This window comes from Sphingomonas sp. BL-S-30 (assembly GCF_055521475.1).
The window spans coordinates 1,362,024-1,378,329 of sequence record NZ_CM145481.1; the positions used below are offsets into that span (position 1 = coordinate 1,362,024).

Below are 16,306 nucleotides of genomic sequence, written 5' to 3' on the forward strand. Positions count from 1 at the left end.
CGGCAGACACGCATGATCGCGGGCCCGCCCGGCCGGGCGGCATCAAATTACTGACTGAATGGCGTATATTTATCGGGGTGAACTGTAATGAGCCCATTCCAGATGTCGCGCATTATCGGAAGATCCACGTCGTCCAGACGTTTTTCGTCGCTTGCCGGTGGACCAGGTTATATCGCCATGGCGATACTGGCGTCGATCGGTGCCCAGGCTTCCGCCCAGCTCCCGCCACCGCCCAAGAGCCCGCGCATCGATTCGAACGGAGTCGACGTGCGGACCGGCAACCCGGTCTATTTCCGCGCGGAGCTCGACATCGGGCCGCCCGGAGAAAACGGGTTGCACTTCGCGCGATATCTCGGCGGCGGCATCTTCCGCGATTCGTTCGACAATACCTATTACGAAGTCGACACGATGGATGCGCCGTATCAGTCCATTACCGCATCCTTCGGCCCGGCCGGCGACAGTTTCGGGAGTTGGGGCGTGGGGCCGGGCGCCACTATCAGCTCCCAAACTAGCGCGGTCCCGGTCTACAAGCAGAGGAACGGCACCAAGGTAATATTCGGCCTTAGCATCTGGGATCATTACGGATCATATGGGGACGGATCAGAGGACGTATATCGTCTCGCGGATTCGGTCGTCTACGGCAGCGGGGTAGTCTGGACGATCCATTACAAGGTTATTCCCCAGACATATTTCCCCGCCGTGCGCATTCAATCGGTGACCACGAACACCGGCTATCAGATAAAGTTCACCTATCAGAGCAACATCGTGACAGGTGCGGGGTGGGGCACCCGGACATCGGCGAAGGCGATCAACAACGCCGTCGAATATTGCGATCCGGACGCGGATTCCTGCGTATTGTCCCATCCGTGGCCGACGGCGACCTATTCCTATACATCGACCGGTTCCCCCACTTCCCCGCCGGTCATCGGCACCACCTCCGTCACGGACGCGATGGGGGGCGTGACCGTCTATCGCAGCGTGAGCGGCCCCTCCTCGACCTTGTCGATCACCAATCCCGGCAGCACGGTGGAAAACATAAAATATGTCTTCAACTATGTGCCGCAGTGCGTCCCCGTTCCCGCCAGCCCGCCGTCCGCCTGTTCGATGGGGTCGGATTCCCGGGTGGTAAGCGCGATCCTGCCGGGAAAGACGACCAGCTACGCCTATAATGTGTCTGCCGGTCTGGTCACGTCCACCGAGCCGGGCGGAGTGATCAACAAATATTACTCTCAAAACACACTGCGCGATGGCGAATCCGCTCTGGTTCAGTGGGTCGACCCGCTCAACCGTGTCTATACATTCCAGACCAACCAGGATGGCATGGAGACGAAGGCGCAATGGCCTGAGCTCAACTATGTGAGTTCGGTCCGCGACGCCGCCGGCAATGCGGTCGACGAGATCGCCTATCCCAAGCCATCAGGCGGGCCGACCCTGGCGCGTCACCAGACATTCGATCCCTGCACATGGAGTTCGATGACCTGCGACAAGCCCAGAACCGTCACTGACCCCGCGGGCGGCGTGACGGCGATCGCGTACAACGGGCACGGTCAGCCGGTCTCGGAAGTCGGCCCTGCGGATGCCCATAATGTCAGGCAGGTGAAGCTATTCACCTATGCCGACCTCTATGCCTATGTGAAGAACAGTGCCGGTTCGCTGGTCCAGGCGGCCAGCCCCGTGTCGATGCTGACGAGCGAGACGCTATGCGAAGGCGCGGCCGGCAGCAGCGCGGCCGCCTGTTCGACCGCAGCCGGTGCGGTGAAGGTCGTGACGACCTACGAATATGGCGCGGCCGGATCAGCCAATACGCTGCTGCCCCGGGGCAAGGTAGTCGATCAGGGCGCCGGAAAGCTCAATCTGCGCTCGTGCTACGGCTATGACGACTACGGCAATGTCATGTCCGAAACCTCGCCCCGTGCGGGGCTGACGAGTTGCCCATGAGTGGCTTCGGGAGAATCCGTTCGATGAACAGCAAGTCGATCGGCGCCATCGCCGCGCTGCCCATGATGATGGGGGCGGGACAGGCCGTGGCGCAATCCGCGGCGTCGCCCTTTACCAGCGGGCACCGCTATGACCTGATGCAGCGCCTGACGGGGGATATTTCCGCGGATCCCGATGGTGCGGGGGGGCTGCATCATGCCGCGACGCGCAACAGCTATGACGCGTCAGGACGGCTGGTGGAGGTCGAGACGGGAGAACTCGCCGCATGGCAGGCGGAGACCGTCAGGCCGGCCGACTGGGCCGGCTTCACCGTCTTCAAGATCGTCAGGACCGCCTATGACGCGATGGACCGAAAGGTAACGGAAAGCGTCATCACCAAAGGCACGTCGGGCGAAGACATTATCCATATCCTGACTCAGTACAGCTACGATGCGATGGGGCGGCTCGAATGCACTGCGATCCGGATGAATCCAGCCGCTTTCGCGTCCTTGCCGGCAAGCGCCTGCTCCCTCGGCGCGCAGGGAAGCTTCGGGACCGACCGCATCACCAAATTGCTCTACGACGCGGCCGGGCATCTCGCCCAGACGAGGAAGGCGGTGGGGACGCCGCTGGAGCAGGTCTATGCGGGCTACAGCTATACGCCCAATGGCAAGCAGCAATATGTCACCGACGCCGACGGCAATGTGGCGCAATATGAATATGACGGCCAGGATCGCCAAAATCGCTGGCGTTTCCCCTCCGCGACGGCGGTCGGCGCCGTCAGCGCAACCGACTATGAGGAATATGGCTATGACGCGAACGGCAACCGGACCAGCGTGAGAAAGCGTGACGGGCGCATGCTGACCTATGGTTACGACGCGCTGAACCGGATGACCTCCAAACTGGTGAGCGGCGCCTGCGTGGCCGGCTATGCCTGCACGACGCCGCCGTCCTGGGCGGTGCGTAGCGTCTATTATGATTACGACATACGCGGGCTTCAGCTCAGCGCGCGGTTCGACAGTAGCGCGGCGGGCAGCGAAGGGGTCACCCAGTCCTATGACTCCGCGGGTCGGCTCACCTCGAGCAACACCAGCATGGCCGGCCTCAGCCGCACGCTCGGCTATCAATATGATGCCGACGGCAACCGTATCCGCCTGACCCATCCGGACGGCGTTTATGTCGACTATGGCTATGATGGTCTCGACCGGATGACGAGTGCGGCCTGGCATACGGCGAGTTCCGGCACGGTTCCGTTCCTGACCATCCCCTATGATGCGCAGGGGCGACGAGTGGCGACGCTGCGCGCCAGCAGCGGGACGAGCTATGGCTATGATCCAGTGTCGCGTCTGGCTTCGGAGATTCAGTCCTTCACCTCGGGCGCGTCGAACGGCGCGACGACGTTCAGCTATAATCCGGCGAGCCAGATCGTCAGCCAGAACCTATCGAACGACGCCTATGCGTTCGCCGGATATGTGGCCGGGACGACCGGCTATGCGGTGAACGGGCTGAACCAATATACCGTGGTCGGCGCGGGGTCGCTTGGATATGATTCAAACGGCAACCTGGCATCGACCGGCGGAAGCAGCTTCACCTATGACGTGGAAAACCGCCTGGTCTCGGCGGTGGGCACGCTCACGACGACCATGGTCTATGACCCCCTCGGCCGCCTGTTCCAGACCTCCGGCGGAGCGTCGGGCACCACCCGCTTTCTGTACGATGGCGATGCGCTGGTCGCCGAATATGACGGCGCGGGTGCGATGCTGGCACGTTATGTTCATGGCGCCGGCCAGGATGAGCCGATCCTGGCGGATACCGGCAGCGCGCTGGACTGTTCGCAGACGCGGTTCCTCCACAGCGATCACCAGGGCTCGATCGTGGCGCAGGCAGATTGCTGGGGCAATCCGACCGCGATCAATCGCTATGACGAATATGGCGTGCCTGGATCGGGCAATGTCGGCCGCTTTCAATATACCGGGCAGGCATGGCTGCCGGACCTTGGGATGTATCATTACAAGGCGCGGATCTACTCGGCAAAGCTGGGCCGATTTCTGCAGACCGACCCGATCGGATACAAGGATCAAATGGATCTGTATTCCTATGTCGGAAACGATCCGATCAATCGCAGCGATCCCAGAGGCCTTGCAGGCTGCGATGGCACGGTTTCGAAGAGCGATTGTGCGGTTCTCATGCAGGAACAGGCCAAGGCGCTCACAGATGTGCGGTCCGTCAGGAGCGCGATCGGTCGAATCGAGGGCGGCGGTAAGCTCTCCGCCGGCGATGCGGCCGTGAAAGCCGCTATTTCGAAAGTCTTCGGTTCGACGAGCAATTCGACGCTCAAGAAAGTCGATGCCATGCTTGGCAATTCGGAGCGCGTGTTGGCGGACAGCGGGGCGAAATATAATTACCATACGCCGTCGGCCCGTGAAGTCACCGCAGCGCGCGCGCCGGGCAACGCCGTGGCCTACACCAGCCTGGGCTCTCAAAAGATAAATATCCTACCGAGTTATTACACGGAGCCGGCGTGGCATCGCGAAGGCACACTGATCCATGAACCGACACATATATTCGGGGCCGTGGACAACGCCTACAGGATGACCGCGGACGCCGCGCTGACGCACAGCTGGTCCAGCTATCTGCCATGGCATTGGAATGACGGGTTGAATAACGCCGACAGCTATGCGGCGTTGGTGGTGGGGCATTAAAATGAGATCGCTATATTTATTGCTGATCTTCCTTCTCTGCGGATGTCGCGATGTCGGTCCGGGTTTTGACGTCAATGTCGTAAGAGGAGAGGGCGGCTTAGTCGGGCGTATAACGGCGTCCGAAAAAATCTGCATCGTTACCTACAAGATGTATTATAATAGATTCGGCGTTACCAGAAATTATGAGAACCGGACTGGGATAGATATAGCGGGTGAGTGCGAAATTGAGGTGTTGCCTGGAGAAACGAACGTTGAATTCAATATTCTAGACAAGGGATTTGCTGACAGGACTTCTTCGAAGAAGATTTGCGTTGACATTACCTATCATGGCTATGGCGACGATGAGAAAGCCGTTCTTCGGCGCAAGAGCGTATGTGAATGATGACGGAATGGCACGATAGCACCCTGTGCGTTCGGATGGCATTAGTTGAGGCGCGAAATCTTCATCTAGGCGAGTGCCGGTCGCCCGTAGTCGGGCCCGCTTCTGCTAGATTGAGCGTGCGAGGGCGGCGGGCGCTATGAGTGGTCGGCGTTCATACCTGAATATGATTGAACGGCCCGAACGCTCCCCCCCATGTAGCGCCTGGGGGTTGTCAGTCCGGAGTATCGCCACATGAAACCGCTCATTCTGTCCGCCGTCGCGCTGCTCGCCCTAGCCGGGGCGCAGGCGCCTGCGCAGGGCAGCGCGCAGCGGGTCGAGATCGACCTGTCCAACTTCAAGTTCACGCCCGACACGATCACCCTGCAGCACGGCCAGCCCTATGTGCTGCATTTCGTCAACCAGGCGAAGGGCGGGCATGATTTCGAGGCCAAGGCGTTCTTCGATGCCGCGCGCGTCGCGCCGGAGGACCGTGCGGTGGTCGCCAAGGGCAAGATCGCGCTGGACGGCGGCCAGTCGGTCGATGTGCACCTGACCGCGCCGGCGGCCGGCCGCTATGAGGCGCATTGCACGCATTTCATGCATTCGACCTTCGGGATGACCGGGACGATCGTGGTGCAGTAAGGGACGTTCGCGCCGCCCTTGAGGTCGCGGTGCCGCGTCCACGCGCGTCGCCATGATCGGCCTGGAGCGAGAAGGTACCGGTGACAGATTCCATGTGGGGTGGATGGCGGCCCGGCCTTTGGCAGGATGCGGTTGCTAACACCAACCCTGGACGCGACCGTGAAGCTTTTGGACTGCCCGATCGAACAGACCACTATCCGCACCGATCTTGGCGCCATTTTCGTTTCATTGGAACTGTCGACGGTAAAATGGGTAGTGAGTTCTATCCAGCCGGGCCGCCAGAAGATCTCGAAGCACGAGGTCAAGGCGGGGGCGACGGATGGTACCGGTGACAGTCCACTCAATTTGACCGTAGTTCCAGCGACAGTCCATTCAATTGACCGGTCGGCGATGTCGCGATAGTTTACCGCATGGGTCGCCGTGCTCGCGCGGTTTTCACGGGTCACGCCCACCATGTGACGCAGCGCGGCAGCGGTCGCGCGCAGACCTTCTTCGGCGATGAGGATTATGCGCTGTACCGCGACCTGCTGGGCCGGCACTGCGCGGCTGCAGGCGTGGAGATATGGTCATGTCACCGCAATTCCTGTCACCGTAATTCCAGCCTAAAGGACAGCGGCTGCAAAAACCGATTTGCACTGGTTTGTTAGAGAGTTATTCATAACCTTGGTCACGCGCTCAGGTGGCTGATCTCCGGAGAGATTCCATGGCAGCCATTAGCAGTTTTCTGGCAAATGATCGCGGCAGGGTCGATATCTCGACCATCGGCGGCGTCGGATATCCTTTCGGGGGACGCTATGTGGCGACGATCCTGCCCGAGAACGATCCTGGAATAGTCGCCATGGCGACGATCACCGGCACGCCGGGCAACGACGTCCTGGTGGGCACCAACCTCCAGGACGATATCGACGCGGGTGCCGGTGACGACCAGGTGGACGGCAAGGAGGGCTATGACCTCATTCATGGCGGGCTGGGGAATGACACGCTGTACGGCGGATCGGCGTTCGATCCGAGCCGCGGCAGCGGCGGCGACGACATCGTCTATGGTGACGAGGGCGACGATTTCGTCGCAGGCGGGCAAGGCACTGATACCTTATACGGCGGGGACGGCAATGACCGCCTGTTCGGCGATGACGAATTCGTCAATCTTTCAGGGGACGACACGCTCTACGGCGGCGCCGGCGACGATCTCCTGAACGGCGGCTGGGGCAGCAACACGCTCTATGGCGGCGACGGCAACGATATCCTGTACAGCTGGGGGTATGACTACAACCCGGATGTCTATGACAACTCTGCCAACATCAAGGACACGCTTTATGGCGGCGCCGGCGACGACACCTATTGGGTAATTGGCGCCAACGGTTTCCGGGATATCATGCGTGAGGACCCCAACGGTGGCTACGATACGGCCATGATCTTGAATAATGACGGGATGTTTCCTGGAGAGAACATCGAGCGATTCTATCTATTCATTTCTCCCGGATTCGCAGCAATCCAGCCCTTTAGCGGCGTGACCTTTAACGATAATAAGCTAAGCAACGTTGTCTATGGAACACCGGGCGACGACCGTTTTTATGTGGATCAGGGCGACACCACCGAGCTTGTATATGGCGGCGCTGGCAATGACTATTTCCGGGGCGATCCCGCGGCGGACTGGCTCTACGGCGGCGAAGGAAACGACCGGATTGAAGGCAATCGAAACGACGACCACCTCTTTGGCGAGGCTGGCAATGACAGTCTCGAAGGCGGCGAGGGCCGGGACGAGCTGGCCGGCGGCGCGGGCGACGATCTCATCTTCGATAAGGCCGGCGGCGGCGACCTGCTCTATGGCGAGGACGGCAACGACCTGATCCAGGTGAGCGGGACCAACACCGGTGCCTTCATCTATGGCGATGCGGGCGACGACCAGCTCTGGGGCGGCGGCGGCAACGATCAGGTGGTCGGCGGCACCGGGAACGATATTCTCTACGGCGGTGCCGGCAATGACGGCCTCATGGGCGGTGCCGGGAACGACCAGATGCGCGGCGAGGCGGGCGAGGATCATTTCTACTTCGGCGATCGGGCGACCGGCAACGACATCATCTACGATTTCTCCGCCGAGGTCGGACGTGGACCGGCACACGACCTGCTGGTGTTCGATCCATCGGTCTTCACCGATTACGATACGGTGATGGCCGCGAGTGCCCAGGTTGGCGGCGATGTTGTCATTACGATATCGCAAGGCAACACGATCACCCTGTGGGGCGGGATTCTCGAGGCGCTGACACCCGACGACTTTTATTTCGGATAGCCGTTGCGCAAGGTCGAGGAACAGAGACGCCAGATCCTTCTCGAACCAACCTTCGCCAGGATGGCTGATCCGCTGCAGCGGCTTTGAGCATCAGGTGCGTGAGCTTGGCGAAGACCTGCTCGATCGGATCGAGATCGGGGTTGTAGGGCGGCAGGAACAACAGCCTGGCGTCGGCGCTGCGGATCGCCTTACGGATGGCGGGCCGAAATAGGTGCAACTACCCGTCGATGCCGACATCTATGCCTTGCGCAACATGGTCGAGCGCTGCTTCGACAAGGTCAAGAACGCCGGGCGTCTCGCAACCCATCGATAGCTATTTCGGCTTCGTACATCTCGTCTCAATCCGCCTGTGGATGCGACAATTTGTCAACGCCTCCCAACGAGCCAGCCTAAAGGACAGTGGCGCCAAAAACCGATTTGCATCGGCCTGTTAGAGAGTTATTCATGGCCCCGGTCACGCGCTCAGGTGGCTGATCCGGAGAGATTCCATGGCAGCCATTAGCAGTTTTCTGGCAAATGATCGCGGCAGGGTCGATGTCTCGACCATCGGTGGCGTCGGATATCCTTTCGGGGGACGCTATGTGGCGACGATCCTGCCCGAGAACGATCCTGGAATAGTCGCCATGGCGACGATCACCGGCACGCCGGGCAACGACGTCCTGGTGGGCACCAACCTCCAGGACGATATCGACGCGGGTGCCGGTGACGACCAGGTGGACGGCAAGGAGGGCTATGACCTCATTCATGGCGGGCTGGGGAATGACACGCTGTACGGCGGATCGGCGTTCGATCCGAGCCGCGGCAGCGGCGGCGACGACATCGTCTATGGTGACGAGGGCGACGATTTCGTCGCAGGCGGGCAAGGCACTGATACCTTATACGGCGGGGACGGCAATGACCGCCTGTTCGGCGATGACGAATTCGTCAATCTTTCAGGGGACGACACGCTCTACGGCGGCGCCGGCGACGATCTCCTGAACGGCGGCTGGGGCAGCAACGCGCTCTATGGCGGCGACGGCAACGATATCCTGTACAGCTGGGGGTATAATTACACGGGTGTCTATAACAACAACTCTGGCACCATCAGGGACACGCTTTATGGCGGCGCCGGCGACGACACCTATTGGATAGTCGGGGCTCAAGGAAACGATGATAGCGTTCGGGAGGAAGTGGGGGGTGGCTATGACACTGTCATGTTGCTTGATAGCGAAAGTACGGGTGGCGTCGAGAACGTAGAACGTATTTATCTGTTTGTTACAGATGGGTTTCTCGCGCGCTCTAATAATAGAGGCGCCTCGTTCGTTGATAACGCGGAAAGTAATCTTGTTTATGGAACGCCGTATGCCGACTCCATTAATATGAGTCGTGGTGGCGCTACCGAGACGGTGTTCGGTTATGGGGGCAACGACCACATCGCTGGCTCGTCGGTTGGCTCGGGGCTCGGGGGGGGCGTTGCCGACTGGTTCTACGGCGGCGACGGAAAAGATACGCTCGAGGGTTATGGCAATGACGACCACCTCTTTGGCGAGGCTGGCAATGACAGTCTCGAAGGCGGCGAGGGCCGGGACGAGCTGGCCGGCGGCGCGGGCGACGATCTCATCTTCGATAAGGCCGGCGGCGGCGACCTGCTCTATGGCGAGGACGGCAACGACCTGATCCAGGTGAGCGGGACCAACACCGGTGCCTTCATCTATGGCGATGCGGGCGACGACCAGCTCTGGGGCGGCGACGGCAACGATCAGGTGGTCGGCGGCACCGGGAACGATATTCTCTACGGCGGTGCCGGCAATGACGGCCTCATGGGCGGTGCCGGGAACGACCAGATGCGCGGCGAGGCGGGCGAGGATCATTTCTACTTCGGCGATCGGGCGACCGGCAACGACATCATCTACGATTTCTCCGCCGAGGTCGGACGTGGACCGGCACACGACCTGCTGGTGTTCGATCCATCGGTCTTCACCGATTACGATACGGTGATGGCCGCGAGTGCCCAGGTTGGCGGCGATGTTGTCATTACGATATCGCAAGGCAACACGATCACCCTGTGGGGCGGGATTCTCGAGGCGCTGACACCCGACGACTTCTATTTCGGATAGCCGTTGCGCAAGGTCGAGGAACAGCGACGCCAGATCCTTCTCGAACCAACCTTCGCCGGGATGGCTGATCCGCTGCAGCGGCTTTGAGCATCAGGTGCGTGAGCTTGGCGAAGACCTGCTCGATCGGATCGAGATCGGGGTTGTAGGGCGGCAGGAACAACAGCCTGGCGTCGGCGCTGCGGATCGCCTTACGGATGGCGGGCCGTTTGTGACTGCTCAGTTTATCCATGATGGCGACGTCGCCGGCCGGCACGGTATTCAGTGACATCCGTTGCGCCGCGGGGGCAGGGCGAGAATGCCCCCAACCAAGATATGGTTGAACGCACCGGCAGCGCGCTCCTATTGAGGTATCGGCAGGGGTGCCCGTTCGGAGTATCGCCACATGAAACCGCTTTTTCTGTCCGCCGTCGCGCTGCTCGGCCTCGTAGGGGCGCAGGCGCCCGCGCAGGGCAACGCCCAGCGGGTCGAGATCGACCTGTCCAATTTCAAGTTCACGCCCGACACGATCACCCTGCAGCACGGGCAGCCCTATGTGCTGCACGTCGTCAACCAGGCGAAGGGCGGGCATGATTTCGAGGCCAAGGCGTTCTTCGACGCGGCGCGCGTCGCATCGGAGGATCGGGCGGTGGTCGCCAGGGGCAAGATCGCGCTGGACGGCGGCCAGTCGGCCGATGTGCACCTGACCGCGCCTGTGGCCGGCCGCTACGAGGCGCATTGCACGCATTTCATGCATTCGACCTTCGGGATGACCGGGACGATCGTGGTGCAGTAGGGCCCGGTCCTACATCTTCACCCGTTCGTGCCGAGCCCGTCGACTAACCTTCTTCATGGCTGGCGACTTAGAAGAGCAGCCCCCTTCGACTGCCTGCCAAGGCAGGCGCTCAGGACAGGCTTCGACAAGCTCAGGGCGAACGGGGGATGTGTGGCGCCTCAGCTATATTTCGCCTTCAGCATCGCCCAGGCGGCGCGCAGGCCGAGGGCGTCGCCGCCCTTGGGGCGGCCTGGCTTGGCGGCGGGGCGCCAGGCGAAGGTGTCGAGATGCGCCCAGGGCGTGCCCTCGGGCACGAAGCGTCGGAGGAACAACGCCGCCGTCACCGCGCCGGCATAGCCGCCATCGGGCGCGTTCACCATGTCGGCGATGTCGGATTTGAGCATTTCGTCATAACCGTCCCATAACGGCAGGCGCCACAGCGGATCGTCCACTTCGCGCGAGGCGGCGAACAGCGCGTCGGCCAGCGGCTCGTCATTGACGAAGGTCGCCGGGAGATCGGGCCCGACCGCGACGCGCGCGGCCCCGGTCAAGGTCGCGAAATCGAGGATCAGCGCGGGCTTGTCCTCGCCGGCGCGGGTGAGCGCGTCGCCGAGGATCAGCCGGCCTTCGGCATCGGTATTGGTGTTCTCGACGGTCAGGCCCTTGCGCGTTTTGAGCACGTCGCCGGGGCGGAAGGCATTGCCGGCAATGGCGTTCTCGACCGCGGGGATCAGCAGGTGAAGCCGGACCTTGAGCCGCCCCGCCATGACCAGCCCGGCCAGCGCCAGCGCGTGCGCCGCGCCGCCCATGTCCTTCTTCATCAGCCGCATGCCCGACGAGGGCTTGATGTCGAGCCCGCCGGAATCGAAGCACACGCCCTTGCCGATGATCGCGATGCGCGGGTGTTTCGGATCGCCCCATTCGAGCTCGATCAGCCGCGGCTCGCGGCCCTTGGCGGCGGCCTGGCCGACGGTGTGGACCATCGGATAGCCCTTGGCCAGCGCCTCGCCCCGGGTGACGTGGAGCGTCGCGCCATGCGCCTCGGCGAGAGTCGCGACTTCGGCCTCGAGCTCGGCCGGGCCGAGATCGGACGCGCCGATATTGACCAGGTCGCGCACCTTGTTGGTGGCGGCGGCGATGCGGACGATCTCCTCGAACCGCGCCGGCTCGCCCGACAACAGGATCCGCGGGCCCTCGCCCTCGGGCTTGCGGTAGCGGTCGAACCGGTATTGGCCGAGCACCCAGCCGAGCATCGCGGCGCCCGCGTCGCGCGAGGGGCGGTAGCTTCCCTCCGGGAGCGTCTCGGCCAGCCTGGCGAGGTCCCAGGCGCCGAGCGCGGCGTGCTTCACCACCAGTATGACCGACCAGTCGTCGGCCTCGCCGGGCAGGATCGCGCTGGCGCCCGCTTTGGCGCCGGTCTTGCTGCTGAGCTTCTGCGCCGCGACCGCCGCGCGGATACGGGGCGGCTGCGCCTTGAGCCAGGCCTCGAAGCCGTCGGCCTCGACGATCTCGATCGCCTGCGCGGGCTGGCCGCGATCGGGCTGGAGCAATTTCGTCGGCATCAGCGTTGCACCGGGGTGATGAGGAATTGTTCGATCTTGCCGCTCTGGTCGGCATAGCTGCTGATGGTCAGCGCGCGACTGGCATAGGTGACGCGGTAGGAGCGGCCGACGAAACCGCCGCGCAGCCGGGCGCGGCCGGTCTGGACGAAGGTGACCGGATCGCCGAGCGGGACCAGGCTGGTACGGTAATCGTCAAGCGTGACGGGGGTGAAATAATAATTGGCATTGTCGGTCAGCAGCGCGCGGTCGAGCGCGCCGGTGCGGAGCTGATCGAACACGCGCCGCGCGGTGCCGAGCGCGGCGGCGTCCGCGGTATCGGCCGGGGCCGGGGGCAGGGGCGGGAGCAGGGTCCGGGCGAGCGCCTGGCTGATCGAGATGAAGGCGTCGCTCGACCAGGTGTTGGTCAGCACGACGATCGCCGCCTTCTCGTCCGGATAGACGATATTCTCGGAGAGGAAGCCGACCGCCTCGCCGCTATGCTCGATGAAGCGCCGGCCATTGGCGCTGCCGATCGAGACGCCGAGGCCATAGCCGGTCGAGCTGCCGTCCGTGAGCTTGACCGGGGTTTCCTGGAGCATCCAGTCGTCGGGGGCGAGGATCTTGCGGTCGAGCCGGGCGACGTCCCATTTCGCGAGGTCGCGCGCGCTCATCGCCAGCTCGCCCGCCGCGAACAGCCAGCCATGCGCGGCGGGAGTAGCGACGCGCACCGGGCCCATCGCGGCGCGGCCATAGCCCTGGGGGAAGCCCTTGCCGATTGCGAGATCCTGATCGTAGGCGGTGATGCCGAGCGGCTTGAAGATGCGCAGCTCGAGAAAGTCGAGCAGCGGCATGCCGGCGACCTTCTCGACGATCATGCCGGCGACGACATAGCCGGTATTGGAATATTGCCACTGCGTGCCCGGCGCGAAATCGAGCGGTTTCTTCGCCCAGCGATCGACGATGCCCTGCGGCGTGACCGGGGTGGCCATGGCCTTGAAGCTGTAATCCTGCGGCCAGTAATCCTGCAGGCCCGAAGTGTGGCTGAGCAGCTGGCGGATGCTGATCCGGTCGCCGTCAGTGATGTCCGGGACATATCTGGCGACGCTGTCGTCGAGGCTGAGCGTGCCGTCCTTCTGGAGCAGCAGCAGCGCGGCGGCGGTGAACTGCTTGGAGACCGACGCGATCTGGTAGGGCGCCTCGTCGCGCGGAACGGGCTGGTTCTCGGCCTGCTTGCCATAGGCCTTGGCGAAGACGATCTCGCCGCCGCGCACCACCGCGATCGAGGCCGAGGGGACGTCGGTCGCCTTCAGCGAGTCCGTAACGATCCGGTCGACCTGGGCGCGTTCCTCGGCGGTGAGGGCCTGGGCGAAAGCGGGGGTCGCGGCGAACAGCGCGACCAGGGTCAGCGTCGAGCGGAGCAGCATTGTCAATCAGTCACCTTGCCAGCGGCGGGGGAGCCCGTCTTTTCACCTTAGCGCCGCAAAGGGAAGGGGGCGGCGATGACGATTTTGTCATGGAAACAACCAGTGCCTTCGCTGGTTTGGGTGAAGCGGGGCAACAGGGAAATCGTCATGCCGGTCCGTCACAGCTGGATCGCCGCCATCATCGGCCTCGTCGTCGCGCTGATCGGGGCGGTGCTGAGCATCGGCGGGGTCTGGCTCGCCGTGCTGGGCGGGTCGCTTTATTATCTGGTGACGGGCGTGGCGATGGTCGCCGCCGGGGTACTGCTGGTGCGCCAGCGGCTGCTGGGCGGCTGGATCTATGTCGCGGTGGTTGCGCTCACCCTGTTATGGGCCTTTGCCGAGGTCGGGACCAATGTCTGGGCGCTGGTACCGCGCATCGTCGCGCCGATCGTGCTGCTGGTGGCGGTGCTGGCGGTGATGCCGACCCTGTCGAGCGCGCCGAAGCGCTGGCGCATCGCGCAGGGCGCGATCGCGGTGCTGCTGGTCGCGACGGTGGTGCTGTTCGGCATGCTCGGCACGCGCGACGATGTGGCGGTGGCCGCGCTGCCCGCGCCGCAATCGCCCGGGTTCGCCGACCCCTCGGGCCAGGCGACCGGGCCCGACTGGCCGGCCTATGGCGGCACCTATAGCGCGCGGCGCTTCTCGCCGCTGGCGCAGATCAACAACGGCAATGTCGGCGGGCTGAAGCGTGCCTGGCTGGTCCACACCGGCGACATGCCGTCGAGCAAGGCGATCGCCGGGACCTATGGCGCGGAGACCACGCCGCTCAAGATCGGCGACAGCCTGTATCTCTGCACCCCGAAGAACCTCGCCATCGCGCTCGATGGGGCGACCGGCAAGGAGCGCTGGCGCTTCGACCCCAAGGTGGCGGACGACGCGATCCCCTATACCGCGGCCTGCCGCGGGGTGAGCTATTATGCGGTGCCGGGCGCCGCCGCCGGAACGGCCTGCGCGGCGCGGATCGTCGAGGGAACGCTCGACGGCCGGATTTTCGAGCTGGACGCGGCGACGGGCAAGCCCTGTGCCGATTTCGGCACGGGCGGGCAGGTCGACATCAAGGCCGGCATGGGCGCGGTGCCGCCGGGCTATGTCTCGATCAATTCAGCGCCGACCATCGTGCGCGGGGTGATCGTGACCGGGCACCAGGTGCTCGACGGACAGGATCGCTGGGAGCCGTCGGGCGTGATCCAGGCCTATGACGCGGTGACCGGCAAGCTGCGCTGGGCGTGGGACATGATGCGCCCCGACATCACCGGCATGCCGCCGGCGGGCCAGACCTATACGCGCGGCACGCCGAACATGTGGACCACGGCGTCGGGCGACGAGCAGCTGGGCCTGGTCTATCTGCCGATGGGCAATTCGACGGCGGATTATTATTCGAGCCTGCGCCGCCCGGCGGAGAATTTCTTCGCCACCTCGCTGGTCGCGATCGACGTGACGACGGGCAAACCGCGCTGGCGCTTCCAGGCGGTGAACAAGGATGTGTGGGATTACGACTTCGGCAGCCAGGCGACGCTGATCGATTACAAGGGCACGCCGGCGCTGGTGCTGCCGTCGAAGCAGGGCGATCTCTATGTGCTCGACCGTCGCACCGGGCGGCCGCTGACGCCGGTGGGCACGATCAGGGCGCCGGGCGGCGGGGTCGAACCCGAGCAGCGCGCGCCGACCCAGATCGTCTCGCTGTGGCAGACGCTGCGCAAGCCGGCGCTGACCGAGCGCGACATGTGGGGCATGTCGCCGATCGACCAGATGATCTGCCGCATCCAGTTCCACCGGGCGAGCTACAAGGGCTTCTTCACGCCGCCCGAGGCTGATCGGCCCTCGATCGAATATCCCGGCTATAATGGCGGCAGCGACTGGGGCGGTATCGCGGTCGATCCGCAGCGCGGGGTGATCGTCGCCAATTACAACGACATGCCTAATTATGTCCGGCTGGTGCCGCGCGCCGAGGCGAACAAGCGCGGCTGGACGCCGCGCGACCAGGCACGCGGCAAGATCGGCGGCATCGAGGGCGCGGGCGACCCGCAGGCGAACACGCCCTATGCGATCAACGTCAATGCCGGCTGGCGGATGCCCTTCACCGGCCTCCTCTGCAAGCAGCCGCCTTATGGCGGGATCAGGGCGATCGAGATCGCCACGGGCAAGACCCTGTGGGACCGGCCGCTCGGCACCGCGCGGACCAACGGGCCGTTCGGCATCCCCTCGATGCTGCCCTTCCATATCGGCACGCCGAACAATGGCGGTGCGGTGGTGACGGCGGGCGGCCTGGTGTTCGTCGCGGCGGCGACCGACAATCTGATCCGCGCGATCGACCTGCGCACGGGCAAGACGCTCTGGTCCGACGTGCTGCCGGCGGGCGGGCAGGCAACGCCGATGGTCTATGAACAGGGCGGGCGCGAATATCTGGTGATCGTGACCGGCGGGCATCATTTCATGGAGACGCCGATCGGCGACCAGGTGATCGCCTATGCCCTGCCGCAGCGGAGTTAGGGCCGATAGGGCCGCCACAGCCCTTGACAGGCGCCGACGCCGCCCGTCGAATGATG

General features: G+C 63.6%; 9 protein-coding genes and 4 pseudogenes. 9 read left to right on the plus strand and 4 right to left on the minus strand.

All coding sequences use genetic code 11. The features are described 5' to 3' along the window. Nucleotides 1-177 precede the first annotated feature (177 nt). The 5 genes and pseudogenes from ACZ1I5_RS06330 to ACZ1I5_RS06350 all read left to right on the plus strand — a co-directional run bounded on the left by ACZ1I5_RS06330 (nucleotide 178) and on the right by ACZ1I5_RS06350 (nucleotide 7,909). Complete coding sequence (locus ACZ1I5_RS06330; protein WP_465172863.1) at nucleotides 178-1,938, plus strand: hypothetical protein; 1,761 nt, start codon at nucleotides 178-180, stop codon at nucleotides 1,936-1,938. A 23-nt stretch (nucleotides 1,939-1,961) separates the two neighbouring features. After that, a complete protein-coding gene (locus tag ACZ1I5_RS06335; RefSeq protein ID WP_465172864.1) occupies nucleotides 1,962-4,619 on the plus strand; it encodes an RHS repeat protein in 2,658 nt (885 codons plus the stop codon). A gap of 613 nt (nucleotides 4,620-5,232) precedes the next feature. Beyond that, a complete protein-coding gene (locus ACZ1I5_RS06340) occupies nucleotides 5,233-5,622 on the plus strand; it encodes a cupredoxin domain-containing protein (RefSeq protein ID WP_465172865.1) in 390 nt (129 codons plus the stop codon). A 168-nt stretch (nucleotides 5,623-5,790) separates the two neighbouring features. Then, a pseudogene (locus ACZ1I5_RS06345) lies at nucleotides 5,791-5,934 on the plus strand (IS110 family transposase); the annotation flags it as partial. A gap of 391 nt (nucleotides 5,935-6,325) precedes the next feature. Beyond that, nucleotides 6,326-7,909 carry a calcium-binding protein gene (locus ACZ1I5_RS06350; protein WP_465172866.1) on the plus strand — a complete coding sequence of 528 codons (1,584 nt, stop codon included), beginning with the start codon at nucleotides 6,326-6,328 and terminating at the stop codon, nucleotides 7,907-7,909. A gap of 72 nt (nucleotides 7,910-7,981) precedes the next feature. On the opposite strand, the pseudogene ACZ1I5_RS06355 reads toward ACZ1I5_RS06350, so the two are convergent. After that, nucleotides 7,982-8,108 (minus strand): annotated as a pseudogene (locus tag ACZ1I5_RS06355) (transposase); the annotation flags it as partial. 12 nt (nucleotides 8,109-8,120) lie between these two features. Between ACZ1I5_RS06355 and ACZ1I5_RS06360 the strand changes: the two are divergent. Both ACZ1I5_RS06360 and ACZ1I5_RS06365 read left to right on the plus strand, forming a co-directional pair. Then, nucleotides 8,121-8,268: pseudogene (locus tag ACZ1I5_RS06360) on the plus strand (IS5/IS1182 family transposase); the annotation flags it as partial. A gap of 129 nt (nucleotides 8,269-8,397) precedes the next feature. After that, nucleotides 8,398-10,005: a calcium-binding protein gene (locus ACZ1I5_RS06365; RefSeq protein WP_465172867.1), complete on the plus strand. Its 1,608-nt coding sequence runs from the start codon at nucleotides 8,398-8,400 to the stop codon at nucleotides 10,003-10,005. Nucleotides 10,006-10,081: 76 nt separating this feature from the next. On the opposite strand, the pseudogene ACZ1I5_RS06370 reads toward ACZ1I5_RS06365, so the two are convergent. Further along, a pseudogene (locus ACZ1I5_RS06370) lies at nucleotides 10,082-10,249 on the minus strand (transposase); the annotation flags it as partial. 138 nt (nucleotides 10,250-10,387) lie between these two features. Here ACZ1I5_RS06370 and ACZ1I5_RS06375 point away from each other — a divergent pair. Then, on the plus strand, nucleotides 10,388-10,777 hold the full coding sequence (locus ACZ1I5_RS06375) for a cupredoxin domain-containing protein (RefSeq protein ID WP_465172868.1): 390 nt from the start codon (nucleotides 10,388-10,390) through the stop codon (nucleotides 10,775-10,777). A 158-nt stretch (nucleotides 10,778-10,935) separates the two neighbouring features. Here ACZ1I5_RS06375 and ACZ1I5_RS06380 read toward each other — a convergent pair whose 3' ends face one another. Both ACZ1I5_RS06380 and ACZ1I5_RS06385 read right to left on the minus strand, forming a co-directional pair. Then, nucleotides 10,936-12,318 carry a leucyl aminopeptidase family protein gene (locus tag ACZ1I5_RS06380; RefSeq protein WP_465172869.1) on the minus strand — a complete coding sequence of 461 codons (1,383 nt, stop codon included), beginning with the start codon at nucleotides 12,316-12,318 and terminating at the stop codon, nucleotides 10,936-10,938. Continuing rightward, complete coding sequence (locus ACZ1I5_RS06385) at nucleotides 12,318-13,721, minus strand: serine hydrolase domain-containing protein (RefSeq protein WP_465173906.1); 1,404 nt, start codon at nucleotides 13,719-13,721, stop codon at nucleotides 12,318-12,320. The genes ACZ1I5_RS06380 and ACZ1I5_RS06385 overlap by 1 nt, the downstream gene beginning before the upstream one ends. Nucleotides 13,722-13,868: 147 nt before the next feature. Here ACZ1I5_RS06385 and ACZ1I5_RS06390 point away from each other — a divergent pair, with 147 nt between their 5' ends. Then, nucleotides 13,869-16,250, plus strand: a complete 2,382-nt coding sequence (locus ACZ1I5_RS06390) for a membrane-bound PQQ-dependent dehydrogenase, glucose/quinate/shikimate family (protein WP_465173907.1) — start codon at nucleotides 13,869-13,871, stop codon at nucleotides 16,248-16,250. Nucleotides 16,251-16,306: the final 56 nt, after the last annotated feature.